General features: G+C 65.3%; 8 protein-coding genes. 3 read left to right on the top strand and 5 right to left on the bottom strand.

Annotated features, from left to right (window positions below; translation table 11 throughout):
- Positions 1-25 precede the first annotated feature (25 nt).
- Positions 26-2,572, top strand: a complete 2,547-nt coding sequence (locus GHK24_RS03835) for a DNA internalization-related competence protein ComEC/Rec2 (RefSeq protein WP_153469308.1) — start codon at positions 26-28, stop codon at positions 2,570-2,572.
- 120 nt (positions 2,573-2,692) lie between these two features.
- A complete protein-coding gene (locus GHK24_RS03830) occupies positions 2,693-3,592 on the top strand; it encodes an alpha/beta fold hydrolase (protein ID WP_194286368.1) in 900 nt (299 codons plus the stop codon).
- A 35-nt stretch (positions 3,593-3,627) separates the two neighbouring features.
- On the opposite strand, the gene GHK24_RS03825 is transcribed toward GHK24_RS03830, so the two are convergent.
- The 4 genes from GHK24_RS03825 to GHK24_RS03810 form a co-directional block, all read right to left on the bottom strand.
- The gene (locus GHK24_RS03825) at positions 3,628-4,842 is read right to left on the bottom strand and encodes an aminotransferase class I/II-fold pyridoxal phosphate-dependent enzyme (protein ID WP_153469302.1); all 1,215 of its coding nucleotides are present in this window, start codon (positions 4,840-4,842) and stop codon (positions 3,628-3,630) included.
- Positions 4,843-5,113: 271 nt separating this feature from the next.
- A complete protein-coding gene (gene serB, locus GHK24_RS03820; RefSeq protein ID WP_153469299.1) occupies positions 5,114-6,004 on the bottom strand; it encodes a phosphoserine phosphatase SerB in 891 nt (296 codons plus the stop codon).
- A 9-nt stretch (positions 6,005-6,013) separates the two neighbouring features.
- A complete protein-coding gene (locus GHK24_RS03815) occupies positions 6,014-7,093 on the bottom strand; it encodes a 3-deoxy-7-phosphoheptulonate synthase (RefSeq protein ID WP_153469296.1) in 1,080 nt (359 codons plus the stop codon).
- A gap of 167 nt (positions 7,094-7,260) precedes the next feature.
- The gene (locus GHK24_RS03810; RefSeq protein WP_153469293.1) at positions 7,261-10,068 is read right to left on the bottom strand and encodes a hybrid sensor histidine kinase/response regulator; all 2,808 of its coding nucleotides are present in this window, start codon (positions 10,066-10,068) and stop codon (positions 7,261-7,263) included.
- Between the two features lie 141 nt (positions 10,069-10,209).
- On the opposite strand from GHK24_RS03810, the gene GHK24_RS03805 reads away from it, so the two are divergent.
- Positions 10,210-11,439, top strand: a complete 1,230-nt coding sequence (locus GHK24_RS03805; RefSeq protein WP_153469290.1) for an ABC transporter substrate-binding protein — start codon at positions 10,210-10,212, stop codon at positions 11,437-11,439.
- A 35-nt stretch (positions 11,440-11,474) separates the two neighbouring features.
- Here GHK24_RS03805 and mfd read toward each other — a convergent pair whose 3' ends face one another.
- Entirely contained in the window at positions 11,475-14,921 is a 3,447-nt protein-coding gene (gene mfd / locus GHK24_RS03800) for a transcription-repair coupling factor (protein ID WP_422917818.1), read from the bottom strand.
- Positions 14,922-15,112: the final 191 nt, after the last annotated feature.

Here is a 15,112-nt window from a genome sequence, read left to right as displayed (position 1 = left end):
GGCAATTTCTGCTGTAATCGGGGCGATGCATGCCTCGGTCCCCGCTCCCGTCCGCGACCCCTCGCTTCTGTCGATCAGCACCTTCGCTGGCGGGGTGGTATTGCTGCAACAGCTCCCCGAATTGCCAGCACGGCCGGCGATTCTCGCCGTGGCGCTCGTCGCCGTACTGACGGCGCTACTCATCTTCACCGTCGGGCGGCGAACTGTGACGTTCGGCGTGCTGGCATGGCTGGCGCTGGCCGGTGCGGCCGCCGGGCTGGGCTTTTCGTGGGCGGCATGGCGTGCCGCCGAGCGACTCGACGATGCGTTGCCGGCGGCGCTCGAAGGGCAGGACATCCGGCTGACTGGCGTCGTTGCCAGCCTGCCGCAGCGCTTTGCACGTGGCGAGCGTTTCGAGTTGATGATCGAGTCGGCGGAGTTGGCGTCGAGCGTGACGAACGCATCAAATTCGTCGAATTTATCAAATGCATCGGATTCGCCGAGTGCGCCGACCGCCTCCGGGCGAGCGGACAATCCGGCAGATCTCGCCGCCCCCGCTGCGCCGTTGCAACTCCCCTCGCGTGTGCTGCTGACCTGGTATCACGCGTGGGACGACGAGGGCGACGAGCTAGGTGATGCCTCCGACGCTGCGACGGCGAACGATGTGTCGCAACGCGCGACGCCGCCGCTGCATCCGGGCGAGCGCTGGCGCTTTACGGTGCGCCTGAAGCGTCCGCACGGTGGCGCCAATCCGGGCGGATTCGATTACGAGGCATCCCTGTTCGAGCGCGGTATCCGGGCGACGGGGTATGTGCGTTCGCGCTCGCCGCCGCAACGGCTGGCGGCGTTCGTTCCTTCGTTTGCGGTGCTGGTCGAGCGGGCGCGTGACGTGTTGCGCGAGCGCTTCATCCGCACATTGGGCGACGCGCCCTATGCCGGAGTTCTCGAAGCCTTGGCGATTGGCGAACAGCAAGCGATTCCGGAGAGTCAGTGGCGTCTTTTCAACCGCACCGGGGTGACGCACCTGATGTCGATCTCTGGTTTGCATGTAACGATGCTGGCTGCCTTGTGCGGCGCGCAGGTCGGTTTTTTATGGCGGCGCAGTGTGCGTCTGATGCTCTGGCAACCAGCGCAACGCGCGGCTATCGTCGCCGGCTGGTTGACGGCCTGTGCTTATGCGCTGCTGGCGGGATTTGCCGTGCCGGCTCAGCGGACCCTGTACATGCTGAGCGTCGTCGCGCTTTCCTTATGCTCCGGACGCCATTTTGGTGCCGCGCGGACCTTGCTGCTGGCGCTGTTGGCGGTACTTTTATGCGACCCGTGGGCGGTTTTGTCGGTTGGCTTCTGGCTTTCCTTTGGCGCGGTGGGCGTGTTGCTGTACGTCGGTACGCCGCGCGTTGGCGCGGTGCCGGCGTGGCGCGACTGGCGCGGGCATCTCGCGCAGTGGGGCACGACACAGTGGGCGGTAACGGTCGGTAGCTTACCGCTCCTGCTGCTGCTTTTTCAGCAGTTTTCGCTGGTTTCGCCGCTCGCTAATGCCGTGGCGATTCCCTTGGTCAGCTTTGTCATTACGCCGCTGGCGCTGCTTTTTGCGGCGCTGCCGTGGCCCCCCCTGATCGGGCTCGACCACGCGGTACTGTCGTTGCTCATGGCTTGCCTGGAGTCCTTGGCGGAGTGGCCGCTCTGGCAACAGCCGGCGCCTTCGCTGGGCGCGACGCTGCTGGCGCTCTTGGGCGTGCTTTGTCTCTTGTTGCCGCGCGGATTTCCGGCCCGTTGGGTGGGCGCTTTCCTCATGCTGCCGGCTCTGACAGTGCCGGCGCCGCGTCCGGCGGCGGGCGAATTCTGGCTGGATGTGCTCGATGTCGGGCACGGACTGGCCGTGCTCGTCCGCACGCAGACGCATTCGCTGCTCTACGATACCGGGCCGCGTTATCACGCCGATGCGGACGCTGGGCGGCGCGTCGTTGTGCCGTTCTTGCGGGCTTCGGGCGTGACGCGCCTCGATACCCTGCTTGTCTCGCACCGCGATAACGACCATTCCGGCGGAACGGCGTCGGTGATGGCCGCGCTGCCTGTCGTGCGGACGTTAAGCTCGATGCAGGAGCTTGGCGGTGATCGCTGTCGCGCCGGGGAAACCTGGGCGTGGGACGGCGTACGCTTTCGCGTGCTGCACCCGCTGCCGGACGCGTACGAGCGGGCGCAGGCGAGTAATCATCTATCCTGCGTCTTGCGCGTGGAGAGCGCCGGCGGGCGATCCGCCTTGCTGGTGGCCGATATCGAGGCGTCGGACGAAGCGGCTCTGCTGGCGCGTGCGCCGGCAGCGCTGCGCAGCGACGTGCTGGTCGCACCGCATCACGGCAGTCGCTCGTCGTCGACACCGGCTTTCGTGAGCGCCGTCGCGGCGAGAGACGTGGTCTTTTCGGCCGCCTATCGCGATCGCTTCGGCCATCCAGCCCCCGAGGTGCTCGCCCGCTATGCCGAGGCCCGTCACTGGCGCAGTGATCGCGATGGCGCCATCCATTTTTGCGTGAGCGATGTGCTGACGGCGAGCGCCTATCGCCAGACGCACCGGCATTACTGGAATACACCGTAGGTGGCGGCTGCGCTGTATTGCATTTGTCATGATGGTTGGCGCGCACATGCTGCTAGACTGGCGGCGAGCCGGGCACGCGATGTGCGACGGTGGATGCCAGTCGTCACCTTCAGGGAGCCGATGATGCGAGGACCGCCGGAGCCAGCCAGCAAGCCACCAGTCATCAGCGTGCGCGAGCGCGATGTGCGCTGCGTTTCGGCGGCCGGTGTGCATCGCATGGCGTATCGCGAGTATGGCGCGCCGTCGGCGCCACGCACCCTGGTGTGCGTGCATGGTCTGACGCGCAATGGCGAGGATTTTTCGCTGCTGGCCGAGCAACTCGTTCCGGACGGCTATCGCGTCATCTGCCCCGACGTGGTCGGGCGCGGCCACAGCGACTGGCTGGTGGATCAGCGTTACTACGAGTTTCCGCAATACATCGCCGATCTCATGACGCTGCTGGCGCGGCTCGACGTTGAATCGGTCGATTGGCTCGGGACGTCGATGGGCGGCCTGATCGGCATGATCATCGCGAGCTTCGACGACACGCCGGTGACGCGTCTGGTGCTCAACGACGTTGGCCCGTTTCTGCCGGCGGAGGGCTTGCGTCGCATTGGGGAGTACGTCGGCCGGGCGCCGAGTTTCGCCTCCGTCGATGAGGCCGAGCGTTTCTTGCGCTTCGTCTGCGCCGCGTTTGGCGATCTGGGGGATGACGGCTGGCGACGACTGACGGAGTCGAGCATCAAATCGATGGCCGATGGGCGCTGGAATATGCGCTACGACCCGCGCATCGCCGAGAATTTTCGCCTTCAGGCCAACGGTGGTGACATCGACCTGTGGCCGTATTACGACCGCGTGCGTTGCCCGACGCTGGTGGTGCGGGGCGCGCTCTCCGATCTCCTCAGCGCCGAGACGCTGGCGGAGATGGCGGCGCGGGGACCGCGCGCGCAAACCGTTGAAGTGGCCGGTGTGGGGCACGCGCCGATGTTCTTCGACGCGGCCCAGATTGCGCTGGTGCGGGATTTCCTGCGGCAGGGGTGAGCCGCAAGGATTGGCTCAGGTGAGCCTAGGGCGGCTTAAGCCGCCGCGCTGATCAGCAAACCCTGATGCGCCGCCAGTTCGCTGACGAGGCGGTCGATTTGCTCCCGTGTGTGGCCGGCGTTCAGGATGACCCGCAAACGCCCCTGATTGCGGGGCACGGCGGGGAATTTGACGCTGTCGACGTGCAGATGTGCGGCGCGCAACAGGTCGGAGAAGTGGTCGGTCAGCGCTTCGTCGCCGATCAGGATCGGCACGATGGGCGTGCTCGTCGCGATCAGGGTGTAGGCAAGATGCGACATCTGTTCGACGAAGTAGCGCTGGTTTTCCCACAGGCTGAGGTGCAGGCCGGGCTCTTCGCGCACGATGTCGATGGCTTCGCTGACGGCTAACACCTGGTCCGGCGGCAGGGTCGAGGTGAATCCGTAGGCCGGGCAGGTCAGGCGCAGGATGTCGCCGATGTACGAGTCGGTGGCGATGAAGCCGCCGATGGCGCCATACGCCTTGCTCAGCGTTCCCATGCAGATCAGACGCTCGCTGTTGATGCCGAAATGCTCGGTAATGCCGCCACCGGTTTTGCCAAGCACGCCCGTGCCGTGCGCGTCGTCGACGTAGAGCATGGCGTCATGGCGCTCGGCGATGGCGAGCAGTTCGGGCAGCGGCGCAATATCGCCGTCCTGGCTGAAGACGCCGTCGGTAACGATGATCTTGGTCATCGCCTGCGAGCCGGTGAGGAGCGTGTCGAGGTGGTCGAGATCGAGGTGGCGGTAGGTCAGACGGTCGGCACCCGACAGGCGGATACCTTCGCGGATACTGACGTGGTTGTATTCGTCCGAAAAATACGCGTAGTCATGGCGGCCGGCGCGGCGATAGCCGTACATGCGGGCCACTTGCGCGGTCTTGACGAGGGAGCCGAGGACGCCGAGGTTGGTCAGGTAGCCGGTGGCGAAGATCAGGGCGCTGTCTTTGCCCTTCAGGTCGGCGAGTTTGCGTTCGAGCTGGCCGTAGATTTCGAGATCGCCGCCCAGCAGACGCGATTCGCAATTGCCGACGCCGTAACGTTCCAGACCTTTGCGGGCGCTGGCGATCATGCGCGGATGCGCGGCCAGTCCGAGATAGTTGTTGCTGCTGAAAGAAACGTGGTCGTGCCCCTCCATCCGGAAGGCGGGTGCAGGCAGACTCTCGACGAGCGGAACGGCATGCAAGGCCCGATGCTGACCGAGCCAGTGGGCGACTTCCTGAAATTCTTTCATGGTCTGCTGTCAGAAAATTACAAATTGTAAAGATCGAGCCTGCCTGTAAGCTGACAGACAGTTCGTTAAGGGGCGACTTTATACGACATTCGACTATGGCGTCTTGCCTTTTCAGGGGCCTCGGCCGACTCGTCGTAATCGCTCATCGTCGTTGGCATGCCAGTGAGCGCCGCTATTCTGGTAAGCAAATGTTACAAAGGATGCAGGCTGTCGCTCTCGTGTGTGCGAATCACTGGCAGTTGCGGTGGGTTGTGGGCGAGTTATGGGTAAATCAGGCGTGCGCCGTCGGCAGCGGTGGCGCGTCGAGCAGGACGGCAATGCGGTCGAGTCCGCCAAAGCTGAGGGAGGCGTCGGCGCCGCGCCGCGTTGCCGGTTTGGCGCGAAAGGCGACGGACAGTCCGGCTTCGGCCATCATCAAGAGATCGTTGGCGCCATCGCCGACGGCGATGACCTGCTCGCGTTGCAGGCCGAATTCTTCGCGCAAGCGCCGCAGATGCGCCGCCTTGGCCGTCGCGTCGACCACTTCGCCGATGACGCGGCCGGTGAGGCGTCCGTTGGCGATTTCGAGGCGGTTGGATGTGGCGAAATCGAAGCCGAGTTCGATCCGCAGCCGCTCGGTGAAATAGGTGAAACCACCGGAGAGAATCGCCGTACGCAGTCCCGCATGACGCACATGTTCGAGCAGCGTCGCGACTCCGGGCGAGAGGTGCAGACGCTCGGCAAAGACTCGCGCCAGCACGCGCGCATCGAGGCCGGCGAGAACGGCGACGCGGCGCCCCAGACTTTCGCTGTAGTCGATCTCGCCGCGCATCGCCGCCTCGGTGATGGCCGATACTTCTGCCTTGCGTCCAGCGAAATCGGCCAGTTCGTCGATACATTCGATGGTGATCAGCGTCGAATCCATATCGAAGACGATCAGACCGAAATCGCTCAGGCGCCGACCGCTGTCGATGAAGGCCCAGTCGAGCTTTTCCTGTTCGAGGAGGGGGGCGATCTCGTTATCGAAAGCCGGCGTGCGCGTCGCGCCATGCAGGCGAACGGCTTGCGGCGGGGTGGGTTCGATACGCTGGGCGCCGGTCGCGGCGGCCGTGCGGTCGAGGAGGAAGGTCGGTACGGCCGCGCCGATCAGCAGGAGGTCGCGGCTCACGGTGGGTGTAGTCATGGGGCGAGTTTATTGGCGGCCGGGCAGCACGTCGCGCAGACGCGCGGCCGCTTCGCGCAGAGCTTTTTCAGTCGTTTCCCAGCTGATACAGGCGTCGGTCACCGAGCAACCGTAGGTGAGGTCGGCCAGCTTCGCGACATCGTCGGGGATCGGCTGGTTGCCGGCGACGATGTTCGATTCGAGCATGGCGCCGATCAGCGAACGGTTGCCGAGGCGAATCTGATTGACGACGTTTTCGAGCACCAGCGGTTGTTGGTCGGGTTTCTTGTAGCTGTTCGCGTGCGAGCAGTCGACGACGATGTTGACTGGCAGACCGGCTTTGGCGAGCGCTTCGCCGGCAATCTGCACCGATACCGTGTCGTAGTTCGGGCGTCCGTCGCCACCGCGCAAGACGAGGTGGCCGTAGCGATTGCCGCGCGTTCGCACCACCGCCGAGCGGCCGCATTCGTTGATGCCGAGAAAGCTGTGCTGGCGCGAGGCGGACACGATGGCGTTGACGGCGATACCGATATCGCCATTGGTGCCGTTCTTGAAGCCGACTGGCGTCGACAGGCCTGAGGAGAGTTCGCGGTGGGTCTGCGACTCGGTGGTGCGCGCGCCGATGGCGGTCCAGCTGATCAGGTCGCCGAGGTACTGCGGGGCAATGGGGTCGAGCGCTTCGGTGCCTGCGGCCAGACCGAGTTCGGCAATGTCGAGCAGGAAGCGACGGGCGCGCTCCATGCCAACGTCAATGCGGAATGAGTCGTCCATGTGCGGATCGTTGATGAAACCTTTCCAGCCCGTGGTCGTGCGCGGCTTTTCAAAGTACACGCGCATGACGATGAAAAGGGTATCGCTGACTTCGTCCGCCAGCGCCTTGAGCCGACGCGCGTAATCGAGGCCGGCGACCGGGTCGTGGATCGAGCACGGGCCGACGACCACGAACAGGCGGTGGTCAGTGCGGTCGAGGATGCCGCGCAGGGCGGCGCGTCCGTCTCGGACAGTGCGGGCCGCCACTGCCGTCAGCGGCAAACGGGCGTGGATTTCGTCCGGCGTCGGCATCGGGTCGAAGGCGGCAACGTTGATGTTGTCGATATCGGGAGTCGTCATAAGCGTAGTCAGAGGCGTCGGTCAAAAAGTAGCCAGAGCGGCAGCGGCAAGGCGCAGCAGGAGCGTCGGCGGGCAACGCGGTAGACCCGCGAGTTTACCCGCTTCGCCAACGCTGCGCTGCGGCAATCGCCGCCGGACCCGGCGCTTTGCTGTCTCAGCGTTCCCGCTCACGCCGATGGAAGCGCCGGCGGCGGGGCTGATTCGTCCGCCGACGATGGCGGCGCGCTGCTTTCGCCGAGCCAGCAGGTCAGCAGCGAGATCAACTGGCTGCCCGCAAAGGGCTTGACGAGGACGCCGTTCATGCCGGCGGCGGCACAGCGTTCGCGCGTTTCTTCGTCGTTGGCGGCGGTCAGTGCAATGATGGCGGTAGGGGCGAGGCGTTGCTGGCGTTCGTGCGAGCGCCAGCGGCGGGTGGCTTCCCAGCCGTCGAGCGTCGGCAGCTTGCAGTCCATCAGGACGAGGTCGAATTCCTGCGCGGCGAGCGCAGATAGCGCCGCTTCGCCGTCGTCGGCGGCGACGACCGTGCAGCCCGCCTGCTCCAGGAGATGGCGGGTCGCTTCCTGAATCGCCGGGTTGTCCTCGACGAGGAGCAGGGTGCCGCAAAACGCGGCGCCGTCCGTCGCCATCGGCCGCTGGCGCGGGAGGGCGGTTGCGCTTTCGGCAGGATCTGATGCCGCCATGCGCTTGCTGGCGAGGAAGGCGGCCATGCGTCCGAGCAGCAGCGCACTCGCGACGGGTTTGGTGAGGTAGTCGTCCATGCCTGACGCCAGACATTTGGCGCGGTCGGCAGCGGTGGCATGTGCGGTCAGGGCGATGATCGGCGTGTGTTCGCCGCGCGCATCGGCCGCTTCGGCAGCGCGAATGCGGCGTGTCGCCTGATAGCCGTCGGTGCCGGGCATCTGGCAGTCCATCAGGATCAGGGCCGGTTTCTGACGCAGGGCTTGCTCGACCGCGGCGTCGCCATCGGCGGCTTCGCAGACTTCGCAACCGGCATCGCGCAAGAGTTCTGCGCAGGCGACGCGCGTTGTTTCCTGATCGTCGACGAGCAGTACGCGAACGCCGCGCAGTACGCTCGGCGTGAGGTTGGTAGGGCTTGGCAAGAGAAGATTCTGGCGCAGATCACCGTCTGCGTTGCCGCCGGTGGTGAGCAATTCGCCAAGCGGGCCGCTGGCGATCGGTAGTTCGACGTCGACCGAGAAACACGAGCCTTCGCCGGGGCGACTGTCGACACGGATCTGGCCGCCCATCTGATTGAGCAGTTGCCGGCAGATCGCCAACCCGAGCCCGACGCCGCCCTGCGTGCGTGTGGTGGACGGATCGACCTGCACGAATTTGTCAAAGATTTGCTCGTGCAGGGCAGGGCTGACGCCAATGCCTGTGTCGATGACCCGCAGTTGCAGGCGCGCCGTCTCCTTGCCGCTGACGACGCAGGTTGCTTCGAGGCGAATCTCGCCGGTGCGGGTGAACTTGATCGCGTTGCCGAGCAGGTTTTCGATGATCTGGCGCAGACGTACCGGATCGCCGAGCAGTCGTTCGACCTGCACATCGTGTGAGTCGAGCACGAAGGCGAGGCCGCGCGACTCGGTGCGTTCGCGGTATTGCTCGGCGATGTTGGCGAGCAGACGGGGCAGGTCGAAGGGGGCGGCGTCGAGGAAGATGCGCCCGCTTTCGATGCGCGACAGATCGAGGAGGTCGTTGACCAACACCTGCATGTGCAGCGCGGCGTCCTCGGCGAGACGCGTGTAGCGGCGCTGGCTGTCGTCGAGCGGGGTGCGCTGGAGAAGCTCGAGCATGCCGAGAATGCCGGCGAAGGGGCTGCGCAGTTCGTGGCTGATGTTGGCGAGAAACTCGTTTTTGGCGCGGCTGGCGGCTTCGGCGTGTTCGCGCGCCTGCATCAGCTGGCGCTCGACTTCCTTGCGTTCGCTGATGTCTTCGCAGGTCCACACCACCCCCCGCGTGATGTCGCCGGGGTCAATCGATTTGATCGATAGCGAGCACCAGAAATGGTTGCCGTCGCGTCGGCGCATCAGCACTTCTTCGCGGACAACGCTGCCGGCTGCCAGCAGAGGAGGCTTCTCCCGCGAGAAGCGTTCGTAGGTGCCCGGCTCGGCGTAGAGCAGGCCGACCTTCAGGCCGATCATGCTCTCGATGGGGTAGCCGAACATCTTCGCCATCGGCTGATTGACGACGCTGACGCGGCGGTCGTCCATGTTCGACGTGTCGATATAGACGATGCCCATCGGCGAGGTGTCGAGCGTCGTCTGCTGGATGACTTCGGTCGCCAGCTTGGCGCGCCGCAGATCGATTTCGGCACGCCGCGTCCACATCAGCATGTGCGCCAGCCCGCCGAGGATCAGTAGCAAGAGGGCGACGAAGAAAATGATGAAGATGCGGATCTGCTGCATCCGGTTGGCGAGCGCGTTGTTCAGCGCTGACAGGTTGCCCCAGCTCTCCAGCTCGTTTATCCCGGCTTCGGCGGCGAGTTCGCGCACGTGGTCGAGCTGGTGGGGCGCCGTCGCGGGCTGTCCGGCATGGCTGCGCTGTTCGTTTTCGATGGCAAGGCGCGTGCTCTGGATGCGGGCGAACAGCGCGCGCCGGCGTTCCTTGCCGTCGTTGCCGCCTTCGTCCGCGTAGTTCTCTGCCAGCATCAGGTGGCCGATGGCACGATTGATGTTTTCGACTCGGTGCGTCGGGTCGCCGCGCGCATCGTCTAGCTCTTGCGCGGCCATATCGAGGAAACTGCGCGTTTTGAGAAGTGTCCGGGCGCTATGTACGCTGTCGAAGTTGGCGGCGAGGTATTCTTCCTGCAGGACGCTGAAGCGTTCGAAGGCAACGACCAGCGCGACGCCGGCAATGCTCGCCAGTGCGAAAACGATGTTCAGTACGCGCGCGCGCCGCAGCTGCCGCAGGGCGGTAGCGCTCGATTTTTTCGTGTTGATGGACACGTCAGGAGCCACGGTTTTGACGATCGACATGCGTTTTGACTTGGCTTGCCGGAAGTCGGCGACGCCATTATCATCGCCAGCCCGCCTTTCTCCAAGGAGTCGAGCTTGATCGAATGCGCTCCGCTGGCTTGCGTTCCGAGGCGTTTGACCACCTTCTGGCAACGGCGGGAAATGCCGGCCACGTCAGCCATCCGGCTCTTACGGCACTGGGCCTTGCTGTTTTTTTCGCTGTTTCAGGCGGGGTTGGCGCAGGCAGAGATTTCTGATGGCGAGATCCGTGTCGGGCTGCTCCTCGATATGCATTCGAGCTACGCGCATTTCACCGGGCAGGGCTCCGTCATCGCCGCGCAGATGGCGATCGATGATGTCGGCGGCAAGGTCGCCGGGCGTCCGATTCGCCTGGTCTTTGCCGATCATGGCAATGACGTGACGCGCGCCTCGCAGATCGCCCGACAATGGCTCTACGACGAAGGCGTCGATGTCATCGGCGATGTGGTCGGTTCGCCGCAGGCGGCGGCGGTGCAGGAGATCAACCGCAAGCGCGGCGCCGTGGTGTTCTACAACGCGGTCGCCAGCGATGCCCTGACGCGCGAAGCGTGCGCGGCGACCGGCGTTCACTGGCTGTTCAACGGGCAGGCTTACGCCACGCTGATGGCGAAGGCGCTGACGAACGAAGGGCAGCGCCGCTGGTTCTTCATTACCGTCGACAACGAATTCGGGCGCAACGTCGAAGCCGTGCTGGCGAGCGTCATTCGGGCGCGCGGCGGCAAGGTGCTCGGCAGCGTGCGCCACCCGCGCGGGGCGGCGAGCCTGTTTCCGCAACTGCGGCAGGCGGTGGCCTCAGGCGCCGAGGTGATTGCGCTGCTCAATGCCGGTCAGGACATGGTGCGGGCGGTGCGCGAGAGCTTCGATTTACTGGCGGTCAGCCGCGGCAAGACGACGCTGGCGGTCATTATCGGTACGCTGGGCGACGTGCAGCTGATTACGCCGCAACTCGCCCAGGGAATGCGGCTGGCGCAGTCGTTTTACTGGAATCAGGACGTCGCGGCGCGGCGCTGGTCGCAGCGTTTCTTCGAGCGCGCCGGCGTCATGCCGAGCGATGCCCAGGCCGGCGTCTATTCGTCGCTCACGCACTACTTCAAGGCCGTCGCCGCCGGCAATTCGGACGAGGGGATCAAGGTTGTCAAGATGATGCGCGAACTGCCGATCAGCGATCCGATCATGCGCAACGCGCGTCTGCGCGAAGATGGCCGCATGGTGCACGACCTTTACCTGACCCACGTCCGGACGCCCGAGGAAATCAAGGATCCGTTGGACATCCTGGTGATCGACCGGGTCGTTCCCGGCGACGAGGTGTTCCGCCCCGTCGCCGACGGCCGCTGTCCGTTGCTACGTCCGTAGGCGCCCTTGGCGCTACGCCCGCGCGATGCGGGCGACTATCCGCCCAGCTGGCGGAACATCTCGCGAATGGCGCCGATCTTGTCACTCAGGTTGGCACTGGCGCGTGTCAGGATCAGCCTGTCCTGCCCGGCCAGCCGATAGCTGCGTTGTTTCTGGATCAGATTGATGATGCGCATCGGATCGATCGGCGGGTTGGCGACGAACTGAACGACGATTTGCGTTGGTGTGGCGTCGAGCTTTGCCACTCCCAGCGGTTTTGCGCGCAGGCGGATGCGGTGCGTCGCCAGCAGGCACTGCGCTTGCGGCGGCAGTTCGCCGAAGCGGTCGATCAGTTCTTCCTGCATGGCATCGATGTCGTCGCTGCTGTTGCAGTTGGCGAGGCGTTTGTAGAGCGTCAGCCGCTCGTGCACGTCCGGGGTGTACGCGTCGGGAAGCAGCGCCGGGATGTGCAGGTTGATTTCGGTCGCCAGCCCGAGCGGTTGCGTCAGGTCGGGTTCGTTGCCCTGCTTGAGCGCGGCGACGGCCCGGTTGAGCATCTCGGTGTAAAGGTTGAAGCCGACCTCCTGCATTTCCCCCGACTGGTTTTCGCCGAGGACTTCGCCCGCACCACGGATCTCCAGATCGTGCATGGCGAGGAAGAAGCCGGAGCCGAGTTCTTCCATTGCCTGAATGGCTTCGAGGCGTTGCTTGGCCTGCTTGGAGAGGGCGCCTTCGTCTTGCGTCAGCAGGTAGGCGTAGGCCTGGTGGTGCGAGCGACCGACGCGGCCTCGCAACTGGTGCAGCTGCGCCAGACCGAATTTTTCGGCGCGGTTGATGATGATCGTGTTGGCGTGCGGATTGTCGATACCGGTTTCGATGATCGTCGTGCACAGCAGCAGGTTGGCGCGCTGTTGCGTGAAATCGCGCATGACGCGCTCCAGATCGCGCTCGCCCATCTGGCCGTGACCGACGACGATGCGCGCTTCCGGCACCAGGCTGGCGATGCGCTCGCGCATGTTCTCGATGGTGTCGACTTCGTTGTGCAGGAAGTACACCTGGCCGCCACGCTTGAATTCGCGCAGTAGCGCCTCGCGTAGGATGCCGTCGGAGAAGGGGTAGACGAAGGTCTTGATCGCCAGGCGTTTTTCCGGTGCGGTGGCGATCACCGAGAAGTCGCGCAGACCTTCGAGCGACATGCCGAGCGTGCGCGGGATCGGTGTCGCTGTCAGCGTCAGCACGTCGACCTCGGCACGCAGCGCCTTCAGCGCTTCTTTCTGGCGCACGCCGAAGCGGTGCTCCTCGTCGATGATGACGAGCCCGAGTCGCTCAAACTGCACGTCTTTTTGCAGCAGCTTGTGCGTGCCGATGACGATGTCGAGCCGCCCGTCGGCCAGTTCGGCGATGGCTTGCGTCGATTCTTTTGCCGAGCGGAAGCGCGACAGTTCGGCGATCCGCACCGGCCAGTCGGCAAAACGGTCGCAGAAGGTGCGGTAGTGTTGCTCGCAGAGCAGCGTCGTCGGGCAGAGGACGGCGACCTGCTTGTTGCCGGCGACGGCGCAGAAGGCGGCACGCAGGGCGACCTCGGTCTTGCCGAAACCGACGTCGCCGCAGACGAGGCGATCCATCGGCTTGCCCGATTTCATGTCCTCGATCACGGCGGCGATGGCGGCGGCCTGATCGGGCGTTTCGTCGAAGCCGAAGCCGTCGGCGAAGGCGTCGTAATCGCTGGCCTTGAAGGCAAAAGCGTGCCCCTGGCGGGCTGCACGCGCGGCGTAGAGCGTCAGCAGTTCGGCAGCGGTGTCGCGTGCTTGCAGCGCGGCGCGGCGTTTGGCTTTTTCCCACTGCGGCGAGCCGAGCGAGTGCAGTGGTGCGTTTTCCGGGTCGTTGCCGGAATAGCGCGAAATCAGGTGCAGCTGCGCGACCGGTACGTAGAGTTTGCTGCCGTCGGCGTAGTGCAGTTCGAGGAATTCGGTATCGCCGTCGCCAAGGTCGAGGTAAATGAGCCCCTGATAGCGGCCGATGCCGTGCTGCTCGTGCACCACGGGGTCGCCGACCTTCAGCTCGGTCAGGTCGCGCAGCCAGTTTTCGACGGAGGCGCGGCGTTGCGTTTGACGATGCGTACGGCGCGCCGGGCTGCCGGCGAAGAGTTCGCTTTCCGTCAGGAAAGCGATGGCTTCGCGTGGGTCAGCCGCCTCGCCAGCGTGCAGGATGAAGCCTTCCTGGAGCGGCGCAGCGGTCAGCGCGAGACGCGCGTCGCTGGCGAAAAATCCCGCCAGATCAGCGCTGGCGGCTGGCTTGAGGCCGTGCTCGGCGAGCAGTTCGGCCAGCGTTTCGCGGCGGCCGGCGGATTCGCCCAGCAGCAGGACGCGGCCCTTGAAGCTCGTCAGGAAGGCGCGCAGCTGGCTCAGGGGATCGTCGGCCCGACGGTCGACGGCGACAGATGGCGGTACGGTGGTGCTGCCGGTATTGCCGCGAACCATCGACAGGCGGCCATGACGACGGGCGGCGACGAAGAACGCTTCTTCGGCGAGAAAGACTTCGCCCGGTGGCAGCAGGGGCCGCGTCCGGTCGCCGGCCAGCAATGCGTAACGCGCTTCGGCGTCCTGCCAGAACGAGCGCAGCGCCTGTGGTACGTCGCCGTGCGCGATCAGCGTGGCGTTTTCCGGCAGATAGTCGAACAGCGTCGCCGTCTCTTCAAAGAACAGCGGCAACCAGTATTCGATGCCGGCCGGTGCAACGCCATTGGACACATCGCGATAGAGCGAGGCGCGCGCTGGATCGCCTTCGAAACGCTCGCGGAAGCGCTGGCGAAAACCGGCACGACCGCGCTCGTCGAGCGGGAATTCGCGCGCCGGCAGCAGACGGATCTCCGGTGCTGGATAGACCGTACGCTGCGTGTCGACGTCGAAGGTCTTGATGCTCTCGATTTCGTCGTCGAACAGGTCGATGCGGTACGGTAGTGGCGAGCCCATGGGAAAGAGGTCGATGAGCCCGCCGCGGATCGAGTATTCGCCGGGCGAGACCACCTGCGTGACGTGGGCGTAGCCGGCGAGCGTCAGCTGCGCGCGCAGCGCTTCGGCATCGAGTTGTTCGCCCTTCGTCAGAAAGAAGGTGTGTGCCGCCAGATGCTGCGGCGGCGCCAGACGGCAGGCCGCCGTGGCTACGGGCGCCAGCAGCACGTCGCAGTCGCCGCGCATGACGGCGTAGAGCGTTGCCAGGCGTTCCGAAATCAGGTCGTGGTGCGGTGACAGACGGTCGTAGGGCAGGGTTTCCCAGTCCGGCAGCAGACGAACCCGTAGCCCCGGCGCGAACCAGGGAATTTCCTCTTGCAGCCGCTGTGCGTCGGCAGCGCTGGCGCTGATGACGGCGAGCAGTTGTCCGGGCGATTGCGCGGCCAGACGGGCAATCGCCAGCGCGTCGGCAGAGCCCGCCAGCGGCGGCAAGACGTAGCGTTCGCCGGCCTTGGGCAGCGCTGGCAGATCAAGCGCGACGGCAGCGAGGATGGGCGCAAGGTGCGATGCGCCGGCAGCGGCGGGGGCGTTGGCCGATACGTTGGCTGGGGCGCCAGAGACGGGTGAGGCAGAAGAATTCGATGTGGCCACGGTTGCAGGCCGCAGCCCGAAGAGTTGCGGCAGACGTTGTCGGGCGCCGATTATAGCTGATCGCTGGCAGCCCCTTCGCCGTGCCGCGAGCC

This window comes from Rhodocyclus gracilis, assembly GCF_009617575.1.
Taxonomy (GTDB): domain Bacteria; phylum Pseudomonadota; class Gammaproteobacteria; order Burkholderiales; family Rhodocyclaceae; genus Rhodocyclus; species Rhodocyclus gracilis.
Note: the sequence above shows the minus strand (reverse complement) of the source record. Positions and strands in the feature narration are given on the sequence as shown.